Origin of the sequence: Tenacibaculum sp. SDUM215027 (assembly GCF_050566205.1) — a bacterium.
Lineage (GTDB): Bacteria > Bacteroidota > Bacteroidia > Flavobacteriales > Flavobacteriaceae > Polaribacter.
On the sequence record NZ_JBNXUE010000004.1, the window covers coordinates 67,626 to 83,118 of the forward strand.

The 15,493-nt window shown below is 32.0% G+C and carries 10 protein-coding genes; 4 read left to right on the forward strand and 6 right to left on the reverse strand.

Annotated elements, in window-relative coordinates:
- The first annotated feature begins 122 nt into the window (after positions 1–122).
- Both ACQYZ7_RS10320 and ACQYZ7_RS10325 read left to right on the forward strand, forming a co-directional pair.
- Positions 123–932: a M48 family metallopeptidase gene (locus ACQYZ7_RS10320; RefSeq protein ID WP_430729669.1), complete on the forward strand. Its 810-nt coding sequence runs from the start codon at positions 123–125 to the stop codon at positions 930–932.
- A gap of 67 nt (positions 933–999) precedes the next feature.
- Positions 1,000–2,295 carry an MFS transporter gene (locus tag ACQYZ7_RS10325; RefSeq protein ID WP_430729918.1) on the forward strand — a complete coding sequence of 432 codons (1,296 nt, stop codon included), beginning with the start codon at positions 1,000–1,002 and terminating at the stop codon, positions 2,293–2,295.
- On the opposite strand, the gene ACQYZ7_RS10330 is transcribed toward ACQYZ7_RS10325, so the two are convergent.
- From ACQYZ7_RS10330 to ACQYZ7_RS10350, 5 genes are all read right to left on the reverse strand, one after another.
- Entirely contained in the window at positions 2,296–3,918 is a 1,623-nt protein-coding gene (locus ACQYZ7_RS10330) for an RluA family pseudouridine synthase (RefSeq protein WP_430729670.1), read from the reverse strand.
- A gap of 42 nt (positions 3,919–3,960) precedes the next feature.
- Positions 3,961–5,733, reverse strand: a complete 1,773-nt coding sequence (locus tag ACQYZ7_RS10335) for an AMP-dependent synthetase/ligase (RefSeq protein ID WP_430729671.1) — start codon at positions 5,731–5,733, stop codon at positions 3,961–3,963.
- Positions 5,734–5,805: 72 nt separating this feature from the next.
- Positions 5,806–7,578 carry an AMP-dependent synthetase/ligase gene (locus tag ACQYZ7_RS10340; RefSeq protein ID WP_430729672.1) on the reverse strand — a complete coding sequence of 591 codons (1,773 nt, stop codon included), beginning with the start codon at positions 7,576–7,578 and terminating at the stop codon, positions 5,806–5,808.
- A 66-nt stretch (positions 7,579–7,644) separates the two neighbouring features.
- Complete coding sequence (locus ACQYZ7_RS10345) at positions 7,645–8,346, reverse strand: LytR/AlgR family response regulator transcription factor (RefSeq protein ID WP_430729673.1); 702 nt, start codon at positions 8,344–8,346, stop codon at positions 7,645–7,647.
- Positions 8,339–9,469, reverse strand: coding sequence for a sensor histidine kinase (locus tag ACQYZ7_RS10350; protein ID WP_430729674.1), 1,131 nt, complete (start codon positions 9,467–9,469; stop codon positions 8,339–8,341). The genes ACQYZ7_RS10345 and ACQYZ7_RS10350 overlap by 8 nt, the downstream gene beginning before the upstream one ends.
- A gap of 208 nt (positions 9,470–9,677) precedes the next feature.
- On the opposite strand from ACQYZ7_RS10350, the gene ACQYZ7_RS10355 reads away from it, so the two are divergent.
- Complete coding sequence (locus ACQYZ7_RS10355) at positions 9,678–10,559, forward strand: ABC transporter ATP-binding protein (RefSeq protein ID WP_430729675.1); 882 nt, start codon at positions 9,678–9,680, stop codon at positions 10,557–10,559.
- 3 nt (positions 10,560–10,562) lie between these two features.
- On the forward strand, positions 10,563–14,120 hold the full coding sequence (locus tag ACQYZ7_RS10360; protein ID WP_430729676.1) for a M1 family aminopeptidase: 3,558 nt from the start codon (positions 10,563–10,565) through the stop codon (positions 14,118–14,120).
- A gap of 50 nt (positions 14,121–14,170) precedes the next feature.
- On the opposite strand, the gene thrC is transcribed toward ACQYZ7_RS10360, so the two are convergent.
- Positions 14,171–15,451, reverse strand: a complete 1,281-nt coding sequence (gene thrC, locus ACQYZ7_RS10365) for a threonine synthase (RefSeq protein ID WP_430729677.1) — start codon at positions 15,449–15,451, stop codon at positions 14,171–14,173.
- Between the last annotated feature and the right edge of the window lie 42 nt (positions 15,452–15,493).

Consider the following 15,493-nt stretch of genomic DNA (forward strand, 5'->3'; position numbering starts at 1 on the left):
TTAAGATAAAGATAGAATTTGTAGCTTTAAAGACATAATATATTATCAAGTTTGTGACAAATAAGTTAATTTTGTGTCATAAAAGATACAACCAAGAATATAGAACTTTAAACTATTAAACAATGAAAAAAATTATAGCCCTAACATTTTTAGCTGCTTTTTTAGTAGAGTGCAGCACAGTGCCAATTACGGGAAGAAAAAGATTAAATTTTGTAAATGATGCTCAAATTTTACCAGCAAGTTTTGCACAATACAAAGGTTTTTTAGAAGAAAATAAACTATCTGCTAACAGCACCAAAACAAATCAAATTAAACGAGTAGGGAAAAATATTTCTACAGCTGTAGATCGTTTTATGAGAGCTAATGGTATGAAAACTGAAGCAGATGCTTATAGATGGGAGTTTAATTTAGTTGAAGATAAAACGGTAAATGCATGGTGTTTACCTGGAGGAAAGGTAGTTTTTTATACAGGAATTTTACCAATTTGTGCTAATGAAGATGGAATTGCAGCTGTTATGGGGCACGAGGTAGCTCACGCATTTGCAAAACATGGACAAGAACGTATGTCTACAGGTCAATTGCAACAATTAGGTGGTGTAGCTTTAGCTTTAGGTACTCAAAACAATAAAAATGCTGAAATGTGGAATATGGCATATGGATTAGGTACACAAGTAGGAGTAATGTTACCATTTAGTAGAAATCACGAAACTGAAGCTGATAAATTAGGATTGGTTTTTATGATTATGGCAGGATATAAAGGAGAAGAAGCAGCAGAAGTATGGGTACGAATGAGTCAACGTTCAGGAGGAGGAGCTCCACCAGAATTTATGAGTACACACCCGTCTAATCAAACTCGTATTCAGACTTTAAGAAATTTTTTACCAGAGGCTAAAAAATTAGCAGCAAAATACAACGCCCCTGCGAGTAAATAAGATTAATAAATTATAGTATATTGCAAACCGTTCATGTTAAATGAGCGGTTTTTTTATTAGAATTTATATGTACAAAATAGGAGATAAGAAGTTAATTAACGGATGGGCATTTTACGATTGGGCCAACTCAGTATATTCACTTGTAATTAGTACAGCAGTTTTTCCGTTGTATTACAGTGGGGTAACTGAAGGGAAAATTGTAAGTTTTTTAGGAATGGATTGGGAGCACCCAGATAGTTTATATAGTTATGCTTTATCATTTTCGTTTTTAGTAGTAGCTTTTATCTCTCCAATTTTATCGGGTATTGCAGATTATACGGGAAGTAAGAAAAAGTTTATGAAGTTTTTCTGTACACTAGGAGCGTTATCGGTAATGAGTTTGTATTTCTTTGAAGGAATAGATACGGTATGGATAGGAATTTTATTTACTGTTTTAGCAAGTATAGGTTTTTGGGCAAGTTTGGTATTTTACAATGCTTATTTACCCGAGGTAGCGCATCCAGAACAACAAGATAGAGCTAGTGCTAGAGGTTTTGTGTATGGGTATATTGGTTCTATTATTTTATTATTAATAAACTTGGCTATGATTATGTTTCCTGAAACTTTAGGTATTAGTGCAGGAATGGCATCTAGAATTTCTTTTGTTATGGTAGGTTTATGGTGGTTAGGATTTGCTCAAGTAACCTTTAAGCGTTTACCAGGGAATGTATATAATAAAAAACCTGAAAAAGATTATATATGGAAAGGTTATAAAGAATTACAAGTAGTGATTAAAGAGCTAATGAACTACCCAACTTTAAAACGCTTTTTAATTTCTTTCTTCTTGTTAAGTATTAGTGTACAAACTATTATTTTAATGGCGGCCATTTTTGGTTCTTCAGAGTTAGGATTGCCTCCTACGAGTTTGATTATTACTATTTTATTGGTGCAAATTGTTGCGATTATAGGAGCTATTTTATTTTCAAGACTTTCAGAAAAATGGGGAAACATTACTGCTCTAAAAGTAACTATTGCAGTATGGATGTTAGTATGTTTTTGTGCTTTTATGTTAGATAAATCTCAAGAACATGTAGCTATTTATTTCTATGGACTAGGAGGATTATTAGGATTTGTACAAGGAGCTATACAAACTTTAACACGTTCTACCTATTCTAAATTATTACCAGAAACGGAAGATCATGCTACGTATTTTAGTTTTTATGATGTTACCGAAAAAATAGCAATTGTTTTAGGGACAGCTGTATATGGAACACTAAATTGGATTACAGGTTCTATGCAGTGGAGTGTACTATGTTTAGCTATTTTCTTTTTAGCCTCGTTTATCATTTTAAGCACACTTAAAAAGACGAAATACGTTGAATAGCTAAAAAGGAACAGGAGAGGTAAAACTGACTTGTTTTTTTGAAGTAGGATGTACAAATGTGATTTTTTCAGCATGTAAGTACAACCTATCTGCTTTCTTTCCGTATAAATCATCACCTACAATAGGAGTGTTTAATCCTAAATTATGTGCAGCATGCACACGTAATTGATGTGTACGTCCTGTAATAGGATAAAAGTAGACCTTGGTTTTGTTGTCTAGAGTTTTTAGAGTTTCCCATTGAGTGAGTGCTTTTTTTCCGTGCTTATAACAAACAAGCTGTTTAGGGCGATCGTTTAGGTCTACTCTAAGCGGTAACTCAATAATTCCTTTTTTATATTTTAAAACACCTTCTAATAAAGCTACATAGCGTTTTTGCACAGTTTTGTTAATGAATTGTGCTTGTAAAGCTTTATGAGTTTCTTCATTTTTTGCTATTAAAAGTATTCCAGAAGTAGACATATCTAAACGATGTACAACTAATGGACCTGTAGCTTTTGGATATAATCTTTGTATACGGCTAAAAACAGAATCTTTAATTTCTTTTCCAGCGACTGATAGTAATTCATGTGGTTTGTTGATGACTAATAAATCAGCATCTTCATGAATAATTGTAATTTCTTTTTCTTTCTTTAATTGAGAAACTAACGGATTTTCGTCTACCGTTACTCCTTGTAGCATGTGCGTTAAAATGGGTTTGCATTTACCAGTACATGCAGGATAGTAATTTTGATGCTTTCTGATGGAAGTTTGCAAAGGTTTTCCCCACCAAAACTCAGCCATACAAATAGGCTTTAATTGGTGTTTATACGCATATTGAAGTAATTTAGGAGCACAACAATCACCTGTGCCTGCAGGAATATTTTGTGTTGAATCCTTAAAAACATCTAATAGGTTTTGAGTTTCTTCTTGATAGTTAAGAAAAGCATATTTTTTAAATATTTCTTGCTGAGTCCATGCAGAAAGATTTGCCCGTTGTTGTTTTAGCTCTTCAATTTGATGTTTTTTTGTATCGTATGTTTTTTTTAGTGGAGCTATTTTATCATTTAAATACACTTCGTATTCACGTAAGTAAAACTCTTCATTAATATTTAGTTGATTATTTTGTTGCCCTAATTCTTTTCTGAGTTTTCTACGTTGTTTTATTTTTAACTGTTCTTCTGTTAAGAATCTTTCGTGTAGTTGTTGTGTTTTTTTGTATACTTTTTTAGTTTCTATAAAATCAGTAGTATTTTCTAAGCTTACTATTTTATGAGTTAACTCATTAAGTTGTTCTTCTGTTTTAAGGTAGAATTCATTTGTATCTAACACATCAAATACTGGCGGAACAAAATGTTGGTGTTGTGTACTATCAGCTAATTTTCCTGAAAAAGCAGCTAGGTAACCTAAGGTTTCATCTTGTTGTTGTACAATCAAAACTCCAAACATTTTTCCAAGTACTTTTGTGCTTTCTGGATTCTTAATTCCGAAGTTGTGAGAAAAGTGGTTTTGGTTTGTTAAATACTCTTGTAATTCTTCAGCAGCTATTTGGGCTAGGGTATGAGGATGATAATTATAAGGATAATCGAATTTTTTAGGTAATTCAATGTTAGAAATATCTGAAGAAAAAGAAATGAGTTTTGTCATGTTAAAAAGAAAAAAGTGTTGCTTTCACAACACTTTAAAAGATTACTGTCTGTAAATCTTATCGTATAAGTCTTTGTAAATATCTTTTATTATTTTTCGTTTCATTTTCATAGTAGGAGTAAGGTGCCCACTATCAATAGACCATTCTTCTGGGGTTAATTCAAACTTTTTAATAGTTTCCCATTTCCCAAATTTTGTATTGGCATAATCTACTTCTTCCTGAATACGTTCTATTATTTTAGGATTACTTACTAAATCTTTATTGTCACCTAAAGTAACATTATGTCTTTGCGCCCATTCACGTACAAACTCGAAGTTTGGTTGAATAAAAGCTGATGCCATTTTTTCACCTTCACCAATAACCATTACTTGTTCTATAAAACGAGATTGTTTTAACTGACCTTCTAATAATGGTGGAATAATATATTTACCTCCAGAGGTTTTAAACATTTCTTTGGTACGCCCTGTAATTTTTAAGAATCCATCTTCACTTAATTCACCTTTATCACCTGTATGGAAATATCCATTTTGTAATGCTTCTGCAGTTTTTTCAGGATCTTTATAGTAGCCCATCATTATATTAGGACCTTTGGCTAAAATTTCTCCGGTATCAGCAATTTTAACCTCAACACCTTCAATAAGTCTACCAACGGTTCCTAACCTAAAACCACCATCACGCATATCATTTACAGCAATTACAGGAGAGGTCTCAGTAAGTCCATAACCTTCCATTACAGGCATTCCAGCCGCTGTAAAGACTCTAGTTAAACGTGGTTGTAATGCAGCAGAACCTGAAACCATTATTTTTAATTCTCCGCCTAAGGCAGCTTGCCATTTAGAGAAAATAAGTTTTTTAGCAATGCTTAGTTTCTTTTCATACCACCAGCCATTTGCTCCATATGGTTCATATTGTAAACCTAATTCTATAGCCCAAAAGAATAATTTCTTTTTTACTCCTGTTAATTCAGCTCCTTTAGCATAAATTTTATCGTAAATTTTTTCATACAGTCTTGGAACAGCAGTCATTACGTGTGGTTTGATTTCTTGAGCATTTTCACTCAACTTATCAATAGCCTCAGCAAAATAAATAGAAATACCACAGTATTGATATAAATACAAAATCATACGTTCGAAAATGTGACAAACAGGTAAGAAGCTTAGAGCTCTACCTTGACCGTATTCTAACGGAACACGTTTTTCACTGCTTAATACATTTGAAACTACATTTTTATGACTTAACATAACTCCTTTAGGACGTCCTGTTGTTCCAGAAGTATAAATTAAGGTGGCTAAATCGTCAGTTGAAATAGCATTTTTACGCTCTTCAACTTCATTTTGATTGCTTTTATCTTCACCTAAGGTTAAAATTTCTTGCCAGCTTTTTTCTCCTTGAATGTCATCAAAAGTAAAAATTCCTTTAAGCTTTGTGTTTCCTTTTATTTGGTTTAGCTTTTCTAAGATGGTTTCATCTGAAACAAAACAATAAGTCGCTTCAGAATGATTTAAGATATATTCGTAGTCTTCTTTAGAAATAGTTGGATAGATTGGAACGTTTTGAGCTCCTGTTTGTAATATTCCAATATCACAAATGTTCCATTCAGTTCTATTGTTAGTTGAAATTACAGCAACTTTATCATTAGGTTGTACTCCTAATCGTAATAAACCTCTACTTATAGCGTTGGCTTTTTCTATATATTCGTTTGTTGATATAGATTGCCATTCACCATTGTATTTAGTGATAAATGCTTTTTCTAAATTATATTTTTCTTGTTGATAATAAGGAAAGTCAAATAGACGAGTAATTTCAATCGACATATGTTCAAATTTTTGGGCTTTGCAAAGTATGAAAAATACCCCGATTGCACAAGTTGTAGTTTACTGGTTGATTTATTGAGGATTATATATTTTTTGACATAAATTATTGTATTTTTCTAAGATAACTTTTCGCCTCATTTTTAATGTTGGGGTTAAATGACCAGCATCTATGGTCCATTCTTCTGGAGTAATTTCAAAACGTTTTATCTGTTCCCATTTTCCAAATTTACGATTGCTATAATCTATTTCCTTTTGAATTCTTTTGATGAGTTTTTCATCCGAAGTAATATCCGTAATTGTATGATTATGTCTTTTTGCCCATCGATAAACAAAGTCAGAAGCAATTTGAATTAAAGCAGCTGGCATCTTTTCTCCTTCACCAATAACCATAACTTGCTCTATAAAGCGTGATTTTTTTAGTTCACTTTCTAATATAGCTGGTGCAATATACTTTCCTCCAGAGGTTTTGAATATTTCTTTTTTTCTATCGGTTATTTTTAAGAACCCATCATTATCAAGTTCACCGATATCACCAGTATGTAAATAATTATTTTTGATGGTTTCACTAGTTTTTTCAGGACTTTTATAATAACCCATCATCACATTGGGACCTTTAACCAAGATTTCTCCATCATCAGCAATTTTAACAGTGACATTTTCTATAACTTTTCCTACAGAGCCTAATCTAAAACCATTATTTCGTCTATCGTTAACAGAGACAGCAGGTGAAGTTTCGGTTAATCCATAACCTTCAAAAACGGGGATTCCTGCGGCTGTAAATATTTTTACTAGTCTAGTTTGTGTAGGAGCACTTCCTGCCAACATAAAATCTAACTGACCTCCTAAAGCTTCTTTCCATTTAGAAAAAATGAGTTTGCGTGCTATGGAGAGTTTGAACTCGTACCACCAACCATTTTCTTTATAAGGTTTGTATTGTTCACCAAGTTTTAATGCCCAAAAAAATAATCGTTTTTTAAAACCAGTTAAGTTACTTCCTTTATCAATGATTTTGTCAAAAACCTTTTCTAACAATCGAGGAACCACAGCCATAAAATGAGGTTTTATTTCGCGTAAATTCTCTCCAACTTTTTCTATGTTTTCTGCGAAATGAATTTCAAAGCCCATGTATTGACAATAGTACGAAGCCGCACGCTCGAAGATGTGGCAAATAGGAAGGTAGCTTATTACTCTTTTTTGATTTCCTTGTAAATCGATCCTTTTACCAACAGCAAAAACATTACTAACAATGTTATGATGTGAAAGCATAACCCCTTTTGGAGTTCCAGTAGTACCCGAGGTATAGATAATTGTAGCTAAGTCAGATGGTTTTATAGTTTCTTTTAACTCATCAACTTTGGTTTGAAGAGTTTTATCTTTACCAAGATTCAAAAAAGAATCCCATCCATAGTCTGCGTCTAATTCTTCAAAAGTAAATACTTTTTTAAGCTGTGTTTGTCTTTGAACTTTGATTACTTTTTGATAGAGTTCATCATCAGAAACAAAACAATAAATACTATCGGAATGATCTAAGATATAAGCATAATCTTTTTCTGAGAAAGTAGGATACAAGGGGACATTTACTGCACCAATTTGCATAACACCAATATCTAACAAGTGCCATTTAGGTTGGTTTGCAGAAGTAATCACCGCTATTTTATCTCCAGACTTAACTCCAAGGTTTAGTAAAGCCTTACTTACTGTATTGGCGTCTTCAATGTATTTTTGAGTTGAAATACTTTTCCATTCATTATTCTCTTTTGAAACTAAGCAATCTTGTTGCGGATAGTTTTGTAATTGGTGGTATGGAAAATCAAAAAGGCGCGTAACTTTTGAAGATATATGCATGTAGTTAGTTTTGATGATGCATAAATCTATGAAAATTAAAGAGATAAATAAAAAATAAAATTGCTCCTAATTGTAGAGTTTACCAACGGTGCTTTTATAGGTCTGACCAATGGGTACTTTATGTTCGTGGATAATGATACGGTTACCTTCTATAAACTTTATTTTATCAATAGCAACGATAAATGATTTATGTACTCTTAGAAAATTGTTTTTATCTAGCATAGTTTCGTAATGAGAAATCTTTTCATGGCTTACAATCATCTCATCTACTAAATATAGTTTTGTATAATTTCCATAGGCCTCTATAAACAATAAATCGTTTAAGTCTATTTGATGGTACTTTTTATCTCCTTTAATAAAAAGTCGGGTATTCGTTTGGTTTGTGTTTACTATTTCTTTGTGAATGTTTTTTGTTGAAGGTGTATAAGACACCTTATTTACTGCTTTAACTAACCGATCAAAACTGAAAGGCTTTAAAAGGTAATCTACAACATTTAACTCAAAGCCTTCAATAGCATATTCTTTATAAGCAGTTGTAATGATGGTTTTAGGAGGATTTGACAAGGTCTTTAAAAAATCTAAACCCTTTAATTTAGGCATGTTGATATCTAAAAACATAAAATCAACGAGATGTTCATTTAAAAACTGCATAGCTTCCATAGCATTGTAACAGCTTTTTTCTAATTGTACATGAGGTATCATACTGCAAAATTCAGTGATAATTTCATGTGCTAAAGGCTCATCATCAATAATTATATATTTAAGCATGCTTTGGGATTTTTAAAAGTGTTTTGTAAATGTTGTTTGTAACATCAATAGTTAGTTCATGTTGTTGCATGTACAACAAAGATAACCTTCGTTTTAGGTTTTGTAGACCAATACCTTTAGAATTAGTTATCTCATTAGGATCAAAATTGTTTTCTATTTCAAAGTAAATAAAAGTAGCATCTTCATATAAATTGATATGTATAAAAGCTTTTTCGGTAAGTGTTTCTATACCGTGTTTAAAAGCATTTTCAAGCAAAATAATGTATAGTAGTGGCGGAACATTTATATTAGTATTTATGTTGTGGTTAAAGATGATTTCTACTGACTTTCGGTAACGTATTTTATGTAACTCAATATAATTATGTAGGTATTCTATTTCATCTGAAATTTTTACGGTCTCTTTTTCTCCATCATAAATAGTGTAGCGCATCATATCAGACAGCTTTAAAATAACTTCAGGTGCTTGCGGTGAGTTTTTTACTGTTAACGCATATAAATTATTCAAGGTATTAAAGAAAAAATGTGGGTTTATCTGTGTTTTTAACAGTGATAATTCTGTTTTAGATTTTTCTTTTTTTAGCTCTTGTATCCATTTCCATTGTTCAAAAATCCAAAGAAAAAAGAAAATAGGAATGGGTAAGAAAAAAATATAGAAAGGAGTTTCTTGTTTTACTTTTAAATACGCTTCTAAATTTCCAGAAAACAATCGAAGATATAAAAAGTACAACAGTAAAGGAGTATATAGAAGAGCTATAAATTTCCAATACTTTTTGATAAAGTTTGGAACTAAAAAATAAGCTAACCCAAACCAAAATACCATCAATAATATGAAGGTAATAGGATTATCAGGAAGCTTCATAAAAGAATCAATAAGCACTGTAATAAAAAGTAGCACAAAAAGAGCAGCAATACCAATTACAGCTTTCTTTTTCTTTTTTAAGTATTGGTAATTATGTATGGGTAAGGCAATAATTAAAGCCCAAAAGAGTGTTATGACTATAACTTCACCTGGTTGGTCTCTCGGAATATTTATTAAATTGAGATAGTCTAATAAAATGAATATTGGGACTACAATTATAAATCCGATAAAAAAGGCTTTGTACTTCTTTAAAAAATCAATCATACCTCAAAATTACTCATGTAAAACTGTTCTCACAATTATATTGACAAACACTATTGTTTTTAATACCAATAAGTAGTTTTTTTAGTCGAACATAGGTTAGCAATTAAATGAGTACTATGTATGCTAAAAATACCAAGGTATATCATTTTTAATTTATACGGAAGGGAAGATACTAGAGATTTGTTGTAAGCAAAAAAACGAATCTCATATGAATACATTAACTATAACAAACCTTACCAAGACATATCCTAATGGAGTTAAAGCATTAAACGGAATAAACTTACATATTTCAAACGGAATGTTTGGCTTATTAGGTGCTAACGGAGCAGGAAAATCTTCTTTAATGCGTACCATAGCTTCTTTACAAGAGCCTTCTTCTGGAGAAATTGTATTTAATGACTATGATATTATTAATACCCCTCATGAAATAAGAAAAGATTTGGGTTATTTACCACAAGAGTTTGGTGTGTACCCTAAAATATCAGCTGAAAAATTGTTAGACCATTTAGCTATTTTGAAGGGAGTTACAAACAATACAACGCGTAAAAACCAAGTAACCTCTTTATTGCAGCAAGTAAATCTTTACCAGCACAGGAAGAAATCGGTACATACATTTTCAGGAGGAATGCGGCAGCGTTTTGGAATTGCTCAAGCTTTATTAGCAAATCCAAAACTAATTATTGTTGATGAACCAACAGCAGGATTAGACCCTGAGGAAAGCAATCGATTTTTAAACCTTTTAAGTGAAATAGGAGAGAACGTAATTGTTATTTTATCTACTCACATAGTAGAAGACGTTAGAAACTTATGTACTAAAATGGCAATTCTATCAGAAGGACAGATTATTTCTCAAGGAAATCCAAGAGAATTAGTAGCCGGTATACAAGATAGCATTTGGACTAAAATTATTGCTAAAAGTGATATTGAACATTACAAAAAGGCCTATGATGTTATTTCAACCAAATTAGTATCAGGAGAAACACAAATAAGAGTCTTCTCAGAAACCACTTTATCTAATGGATTTGAAAAAATCAATCCAAACTTAGAAGACTACTACTTCGCTACATTATTTCATCAAAAAAACGCCTAATCTATGTTTAAGAAATTATTACAATTTGAAATTTACTATCAGTTAAAACAAAGAGCTTTCCCGATATTTGCAGTCTTATTTTTAGGTTTAGGATATTTTACAGGAAGTCAAGGTTATGCACCTACATCGGTAAACTTTAATTCCGTTTATCAAGTGTATTTTCATACAGGCCTTTTTACATTAGGTAGTGTTTTTATTACCATGTTTTTTGCAGTAACAGCTATCATAAGAGATAAGCAGCACAACATGGAAAGCTTAATTTATAGTTCGTCTATTACAAAGCATCATTATTTTTGGAGTCGTTTTTTAGGGACTTTAATCTTTAGTGTCGTAGCTTTTTCTCCTTTTGTTATTGGGTATATTTTCGGGAATTATTTTTCTGGTTTAGATCCAGAAAGGTTAGGAGCTTTTAATTTATTGAATTATCTACAGCCATGGTTGTATTTAGTGTTACCTAATATTTTTATCTGTACTTCTTTAATATTCTCTGTAAGCACGCTTACCAAGAATAGTATTGCCACCTATGCAAGTGCTGTATTTATTTACATGTTATATTTTGTGAGTTCTATCTTTTTAAACTCACCATTATTAGCACAATCTGTTCCAGCATCACCAGAAATGATGTCTGTAGCAGCAATTGTAGACTCTTTTGGAGTAGCCGCTTTTTTTGAACAAACCCAATATTGGACCGCATATCAAAAAAACACACAGCTACTTTCTTTTTCAGGTTTGTTTTTATTGAATAGAATACTTTGGGTAGCGCTTTCTATAGGAATACTGTTACTAACGTATAGAAGTTTTTCTTTTAGAAAGATCACGAAAAAAGTAAAGAAAGAAAAAGCAATAAGCAATAAGGATAAACAACTCACACCTTATAAACCCATCGACGGAATATACGGTGTAAAAGCGCAAATAACATCATTGTTATCTCTAATACGATTAGAGCTAAAGAGCGTATTTAAAAGCTTGCCTTTTTTAGTAATTGTAGTGATGTGGTTAATTATTGTTTTTTCAGAGTTGTATGCAACTGTTGTTGAAGGAAGTGAATATGGAGTAAGTATATATCCTTTAACTAACCAATTAATAGAATTAATAACAAGTCCGCTAACACTTTTTGGACTCATACTACTAATTTTTTACGGATCTGAGATTGTATGGAGAGAGCATAGTGTCAATTTTAATTTAATTATTGGCGCTACTCCAGTAAAAAATTGGGTTCTTTTTACGGCTAAATTTATCAGCTTATCCCTGTTGCCTATGTTGTTAATTGTACTGGGAGTATTTATGTGCATAGCTTTTCAAATAAGTTTAGGTTTTACAAATATAAATTTAGGCATGTATGCATCAGTATTTTATTATTATGGTCTACAATTGGTTATATATGCTATGCTAGCCATATTTATAAACAGTATAGCTAAAAGTAAGTATATAGGAATGGGAGCTTTTGGTTTGTTAGTTATGGTAAGTATGAAAGCTAATCTTTTAGGATTAGAACACCCTTTAACAAGCATCGGTTTTATGCCTAGAGTAACTTTTGGAGATATGGATGTATATAGTAAAAACGCTAAGCTATTTAATCATTTAGGATTGTACTGGTTGAGTATAGGAGCGCTATTAATTTTATTAGCATTTAAGATATGGAATAGGGGTATGGTAAAAGGGTTTTCTTATAAATTAAAGCAGTTGAAACAAGAGTGTAATTTAACAGAGAAACTACTATTTTCAACCTTCTTTTTATTAGTTATTGGTACCGCAGGTTTAGTGTTTTACAATGCAAATGTTGTTTCAGATTATCAAACTGATGATGATAACTTAAATTTTAGTGAAAATTATGAACGTACCTATAAGAAATATGAAACGTTAGAAAAACTATATCCTATCTCACAAAAAACTGATGTAGCTATTTTTCCAGAAGAGAGAAAATATACGATCAAAGCAAATTACATTTTAAAAAATAAAAGCAATAAAGCGCTATCTCAATTATTTATAACTGAACGAATTCCTGTAAAACAGATCAATATAGAAAATGCTCGTTTGCTTACGAAAGACACAGTACATGGAGCGTATGTATTTGAGTTTAAAGAAAAACTCCAACCCAACGATTCAGTACTATATACGTTTGCTGTTGAAAAAGAGCTAAAAGGATATGAAGAAGATAAAAGTATTGTTCATAACGGAACATATATAACTTTTAGAAATTTCGAGCCTATTATAGGGTACGCTTCTGGGTATGAAATTACTGACAGAACAGAACGTAAAAAAAGAGGGTTGCCAATAAGAGAAGAAGAAGATAACTCAGACGCTCATATAGCACTTGAAGATATTGAAAATGAGAAAATACAGTTTGAAACTGTTGTGTCTACCAGTAAAGACCAAACAGCTATAAGTTCGGGGGATTTGATAAGAACATGGTCAGAGAATAATAGAAACTATTATCAGTACAAATCCAAAGGAAAAATTTTACCCATGGTAGCCTATTTTTCGGCAGAATATGCAACTAAAAAAACGATGTATAACGGAATTTCTATTGAGCAGTATTATGATGTTAACCACCACTTTAATATTGAAGAAATAGAAAATAGTACAAAAGAAACCTTAGCGTATTGTCAAGAAAATTTTGGAACCTATAATTTTAATCATGTTCGAATAACAGAAGTGCCTTCTCATTGGTCATTCGGAGGATTTGCACACCCAGGAGTGATTAGTATGGTAGAAGATCGTTTGTATTTGTCAGATGTTCACGAAGCAAATATGTTCAACTTAGTGTCAAAAAGAACAATTCATGAAGTAGCGCACCAGTGGTGGGGGCATACATTAACTGCTAAACCAGTTGCAGGAGGGGCTTTATTAGTAGAAGGGCTTGCTAAATATACAGAAGCTGTGGTACTAGAAAAAATGTACGGAAAAAGGGCTTTATACGAGTTAGCAGAAGCCGCTAGAAGAAGATACTTTTTAGGTAGAGCATTCGGTGGAACCCAAGAACCACCAATTTATAAAGTACTGGATGAAGGTTACATTTCTTACGGAAAAGCATACACCGTATTCATGGCATTAAAAGATTTGATAGGGGAGCAGCAAGTAAATAAAATACTAAAAACAATTACCGAGCGATACCGACTTGAAAATTCCCCCAAAGCACATACTATTGAATTATTAGAAGAAATATATAAGGTAACCTCTAAAGAAAATCACTATTTGATAAACGATTGGTTTAAAAAAGTAATCACCTACGATATAGCTGTAGAAAATAGTTCATACAAAGAATTAACCAATGGCACATACGAAGTTACAGCAACCATAAAAGCTAAACGAGTTGAAACGTTGAAGGACGGAAATATCAAAGAAATAGCGATTAACGAGCCTATTAAAATAGGAGTTTTTACAACGCATCCATCGCTTGTAAAGGACAATAATACTGTATTACACTATGAGTCTGAACAATTAAGTAAAGAACGTACTCAAGTTAGGTTTATAGTAAACAAAAAACCTAAGTATATTGCTATAGATCCTTACGGAACTAGAAGTGATGAAAATTTAAGAGACAATGTGTTTAGTTTCTAAGAATAGAAAATCGCCTCATTAATTGAGGCGATTTTTAATTAAAATTCTGTTTAAGCATTTAAAAAGCTCTTTAAATCTTCATAAGAATTAATTTTAGTTGCTTCTTTTTGTTTATCTATCACAGATACTATTTGTGGTGGAATATCAATCGTTACATTTAAAACATCTTCTACAACATCTAAAAATTTAACAGGGTGAGCAGTTTCTAAGAAAATACCGAACTCATTTTGTAATCCGTATTTTTTCAATCCTAAATAACCAACAGCTCCGTGCGGATCCGCAATATAGGTTGAGGTTTGATAGATGTTTTTCATAGTTTCACGAGTTTCATCATCAGAAAAAGAAAAAGAAGAGAAAGCTCCTTTTAAAGCTTCTAAATTATTGTTGAATAATTCCTGAATTCTAATAAAATTACTCGGATTCCCAACATCCATTGCATTAGAAATGGTTGCTTTTGAAGGTTTCGGGTTATAATTTCCACTTTGTAAGAAATTAGGTACAGTATCATTTACGTTGGTAGCAGCTATAAAATGTTTGATAGGTAAGCCTAATTTTTGCGCCATGATACCTGCACAAATGTTTCCAAAGTTCCCACTCGGAACCGAAAAGACAACTTCTTTATGTTGTTTATAAACTTGCTTATACGCAAAGAAAAAATAGAACATTTGTGGCAACCAACGAGCAATATTTATGGAGTTTGCTGAGGTTAACGTACGATTAATTTCCGCGTCTAAAAAAGCAGTCTTTACCATATCTTGACAATCATCAAAAACACCATCTACTTCCAAAGCTTTAATGTTTTGCCCTAAAGTTGTGAGTTGCTTTTCTTGAATATCGCTCACTTTTCCACTAGGGTAGAGAATAACAACATCTACACCTTTTACACCTAAAAAGCCATTAGCAACAGCACCACCAGTATCACCAGAAGTAGCTACCAAAACCGTAACTTGCTCATTGTTGTTACGGTTGAAATAGCCTAAACAACGTGCCATAAAACGAGCTCCAACGTCTTTAAAGGCCATCGTAGGCCCATGGAATAATTCTAAAGTACCAATGTTTTCTTCTATTGGTACTACAGGAAATTCAAAATTAATAGTTTCTTTAATGATTTGTTGTAAAACGTCTTTCGGAATTTCATCACCCACAAATTGTTGAATAGCTGCGTAAGCAATTTCTTCATTGGAATATTCACCAATATTATCAATAAACTTTTTTGGTAATGGCGTAATATTCTCAGGGAAGTAAAGCCCTCTATCTGGAGCTAATCCATTTACTACAGCTTCCTTAAAGGTAACGTTGGGTGATGTATGATTGAGACTATAATAGTTCATAATTTAGTATTTGTTTTTTCACTTCGACTACGCTCAGTGAGC

What these genes read in the sequence shown, in the direction of transcription:
- ACQYZ7_RS10320 (WP_430729669.1), top strand. Translation starts at nt 123, where the DNA reads ATGAAAAAAATTATAGCCCTAACATTTTTAGCTGCTTTTTTAGTAGAG.
- ACQYZ7_RS10325 (WP_430729918.1), top strand. Translation starts at nt 1,000, where the DNA reads ATGTACAAAATAGGAGATAAGAAGTTAATTAACGGATGGGCATTTTAC.
- ACQYZ7_RS10330 (WP_430729670.1), bottom strand. Translation starts at nt 3,918, where the DNA reads ATGACAAAACTCATTTCTTTTTCTTCAGATATTTCTAACATTGAATTA.
- ACQYZ7_RS10335 (WP_430729671.1), bottom strand. Translation starts at nt 5,733, where the DNA reads ATGTCGATTGAAATTACTCGTCTATTTGACTTTCCTTATTATCAACAA.
- ACQYZ7_RS10340 (WP_430729672.1), bottom strand. Translation starts at nt 7,578, where the DNA reads ATGCATATATCTTCAAAAGTTACGCGCCTTTTTGATTTTCCATACCAC.
- ACQYZ7_RS10345 (WP_430729673.1), bottom strand. Translation starts at nt 8,346, where the DNA reads ATGCTTAAATATATAATTATTGATGATGAGCCTTTAGCACATGAAATT.
- ACQYZ7_RS10350 (WP_430729674.1), bottom strand. Translation starts at nt 9,469, where the DNA reads ATGATTGATTTTTTAAAGAAGTACAAAGCCTTTTTTATCGGATTTATA.
- ACQYZ7_RS10355 (WP_430729675.1), top strand. Translation starts at nt 9,678, where the DNA reads ATGAATACATTAACTATAACAAACCTTACCAAGACATATCCTAATGGA.
- ACQYZ7_RS10360 (WP_430729676.1), top strand. Translation starts at nt 10,563, where the DNA reads ATGTTTAAGAAATTATTACAATTTGAAATTTACTATCAGTTAAAACAA.
- thrC (WP_430729677.1), bottom strand. Translation starts at nt 15,451, where the DNA reads ATGAACTATTATAGTCTCAATCATACATCACCCAACGTTACCTTTAAG.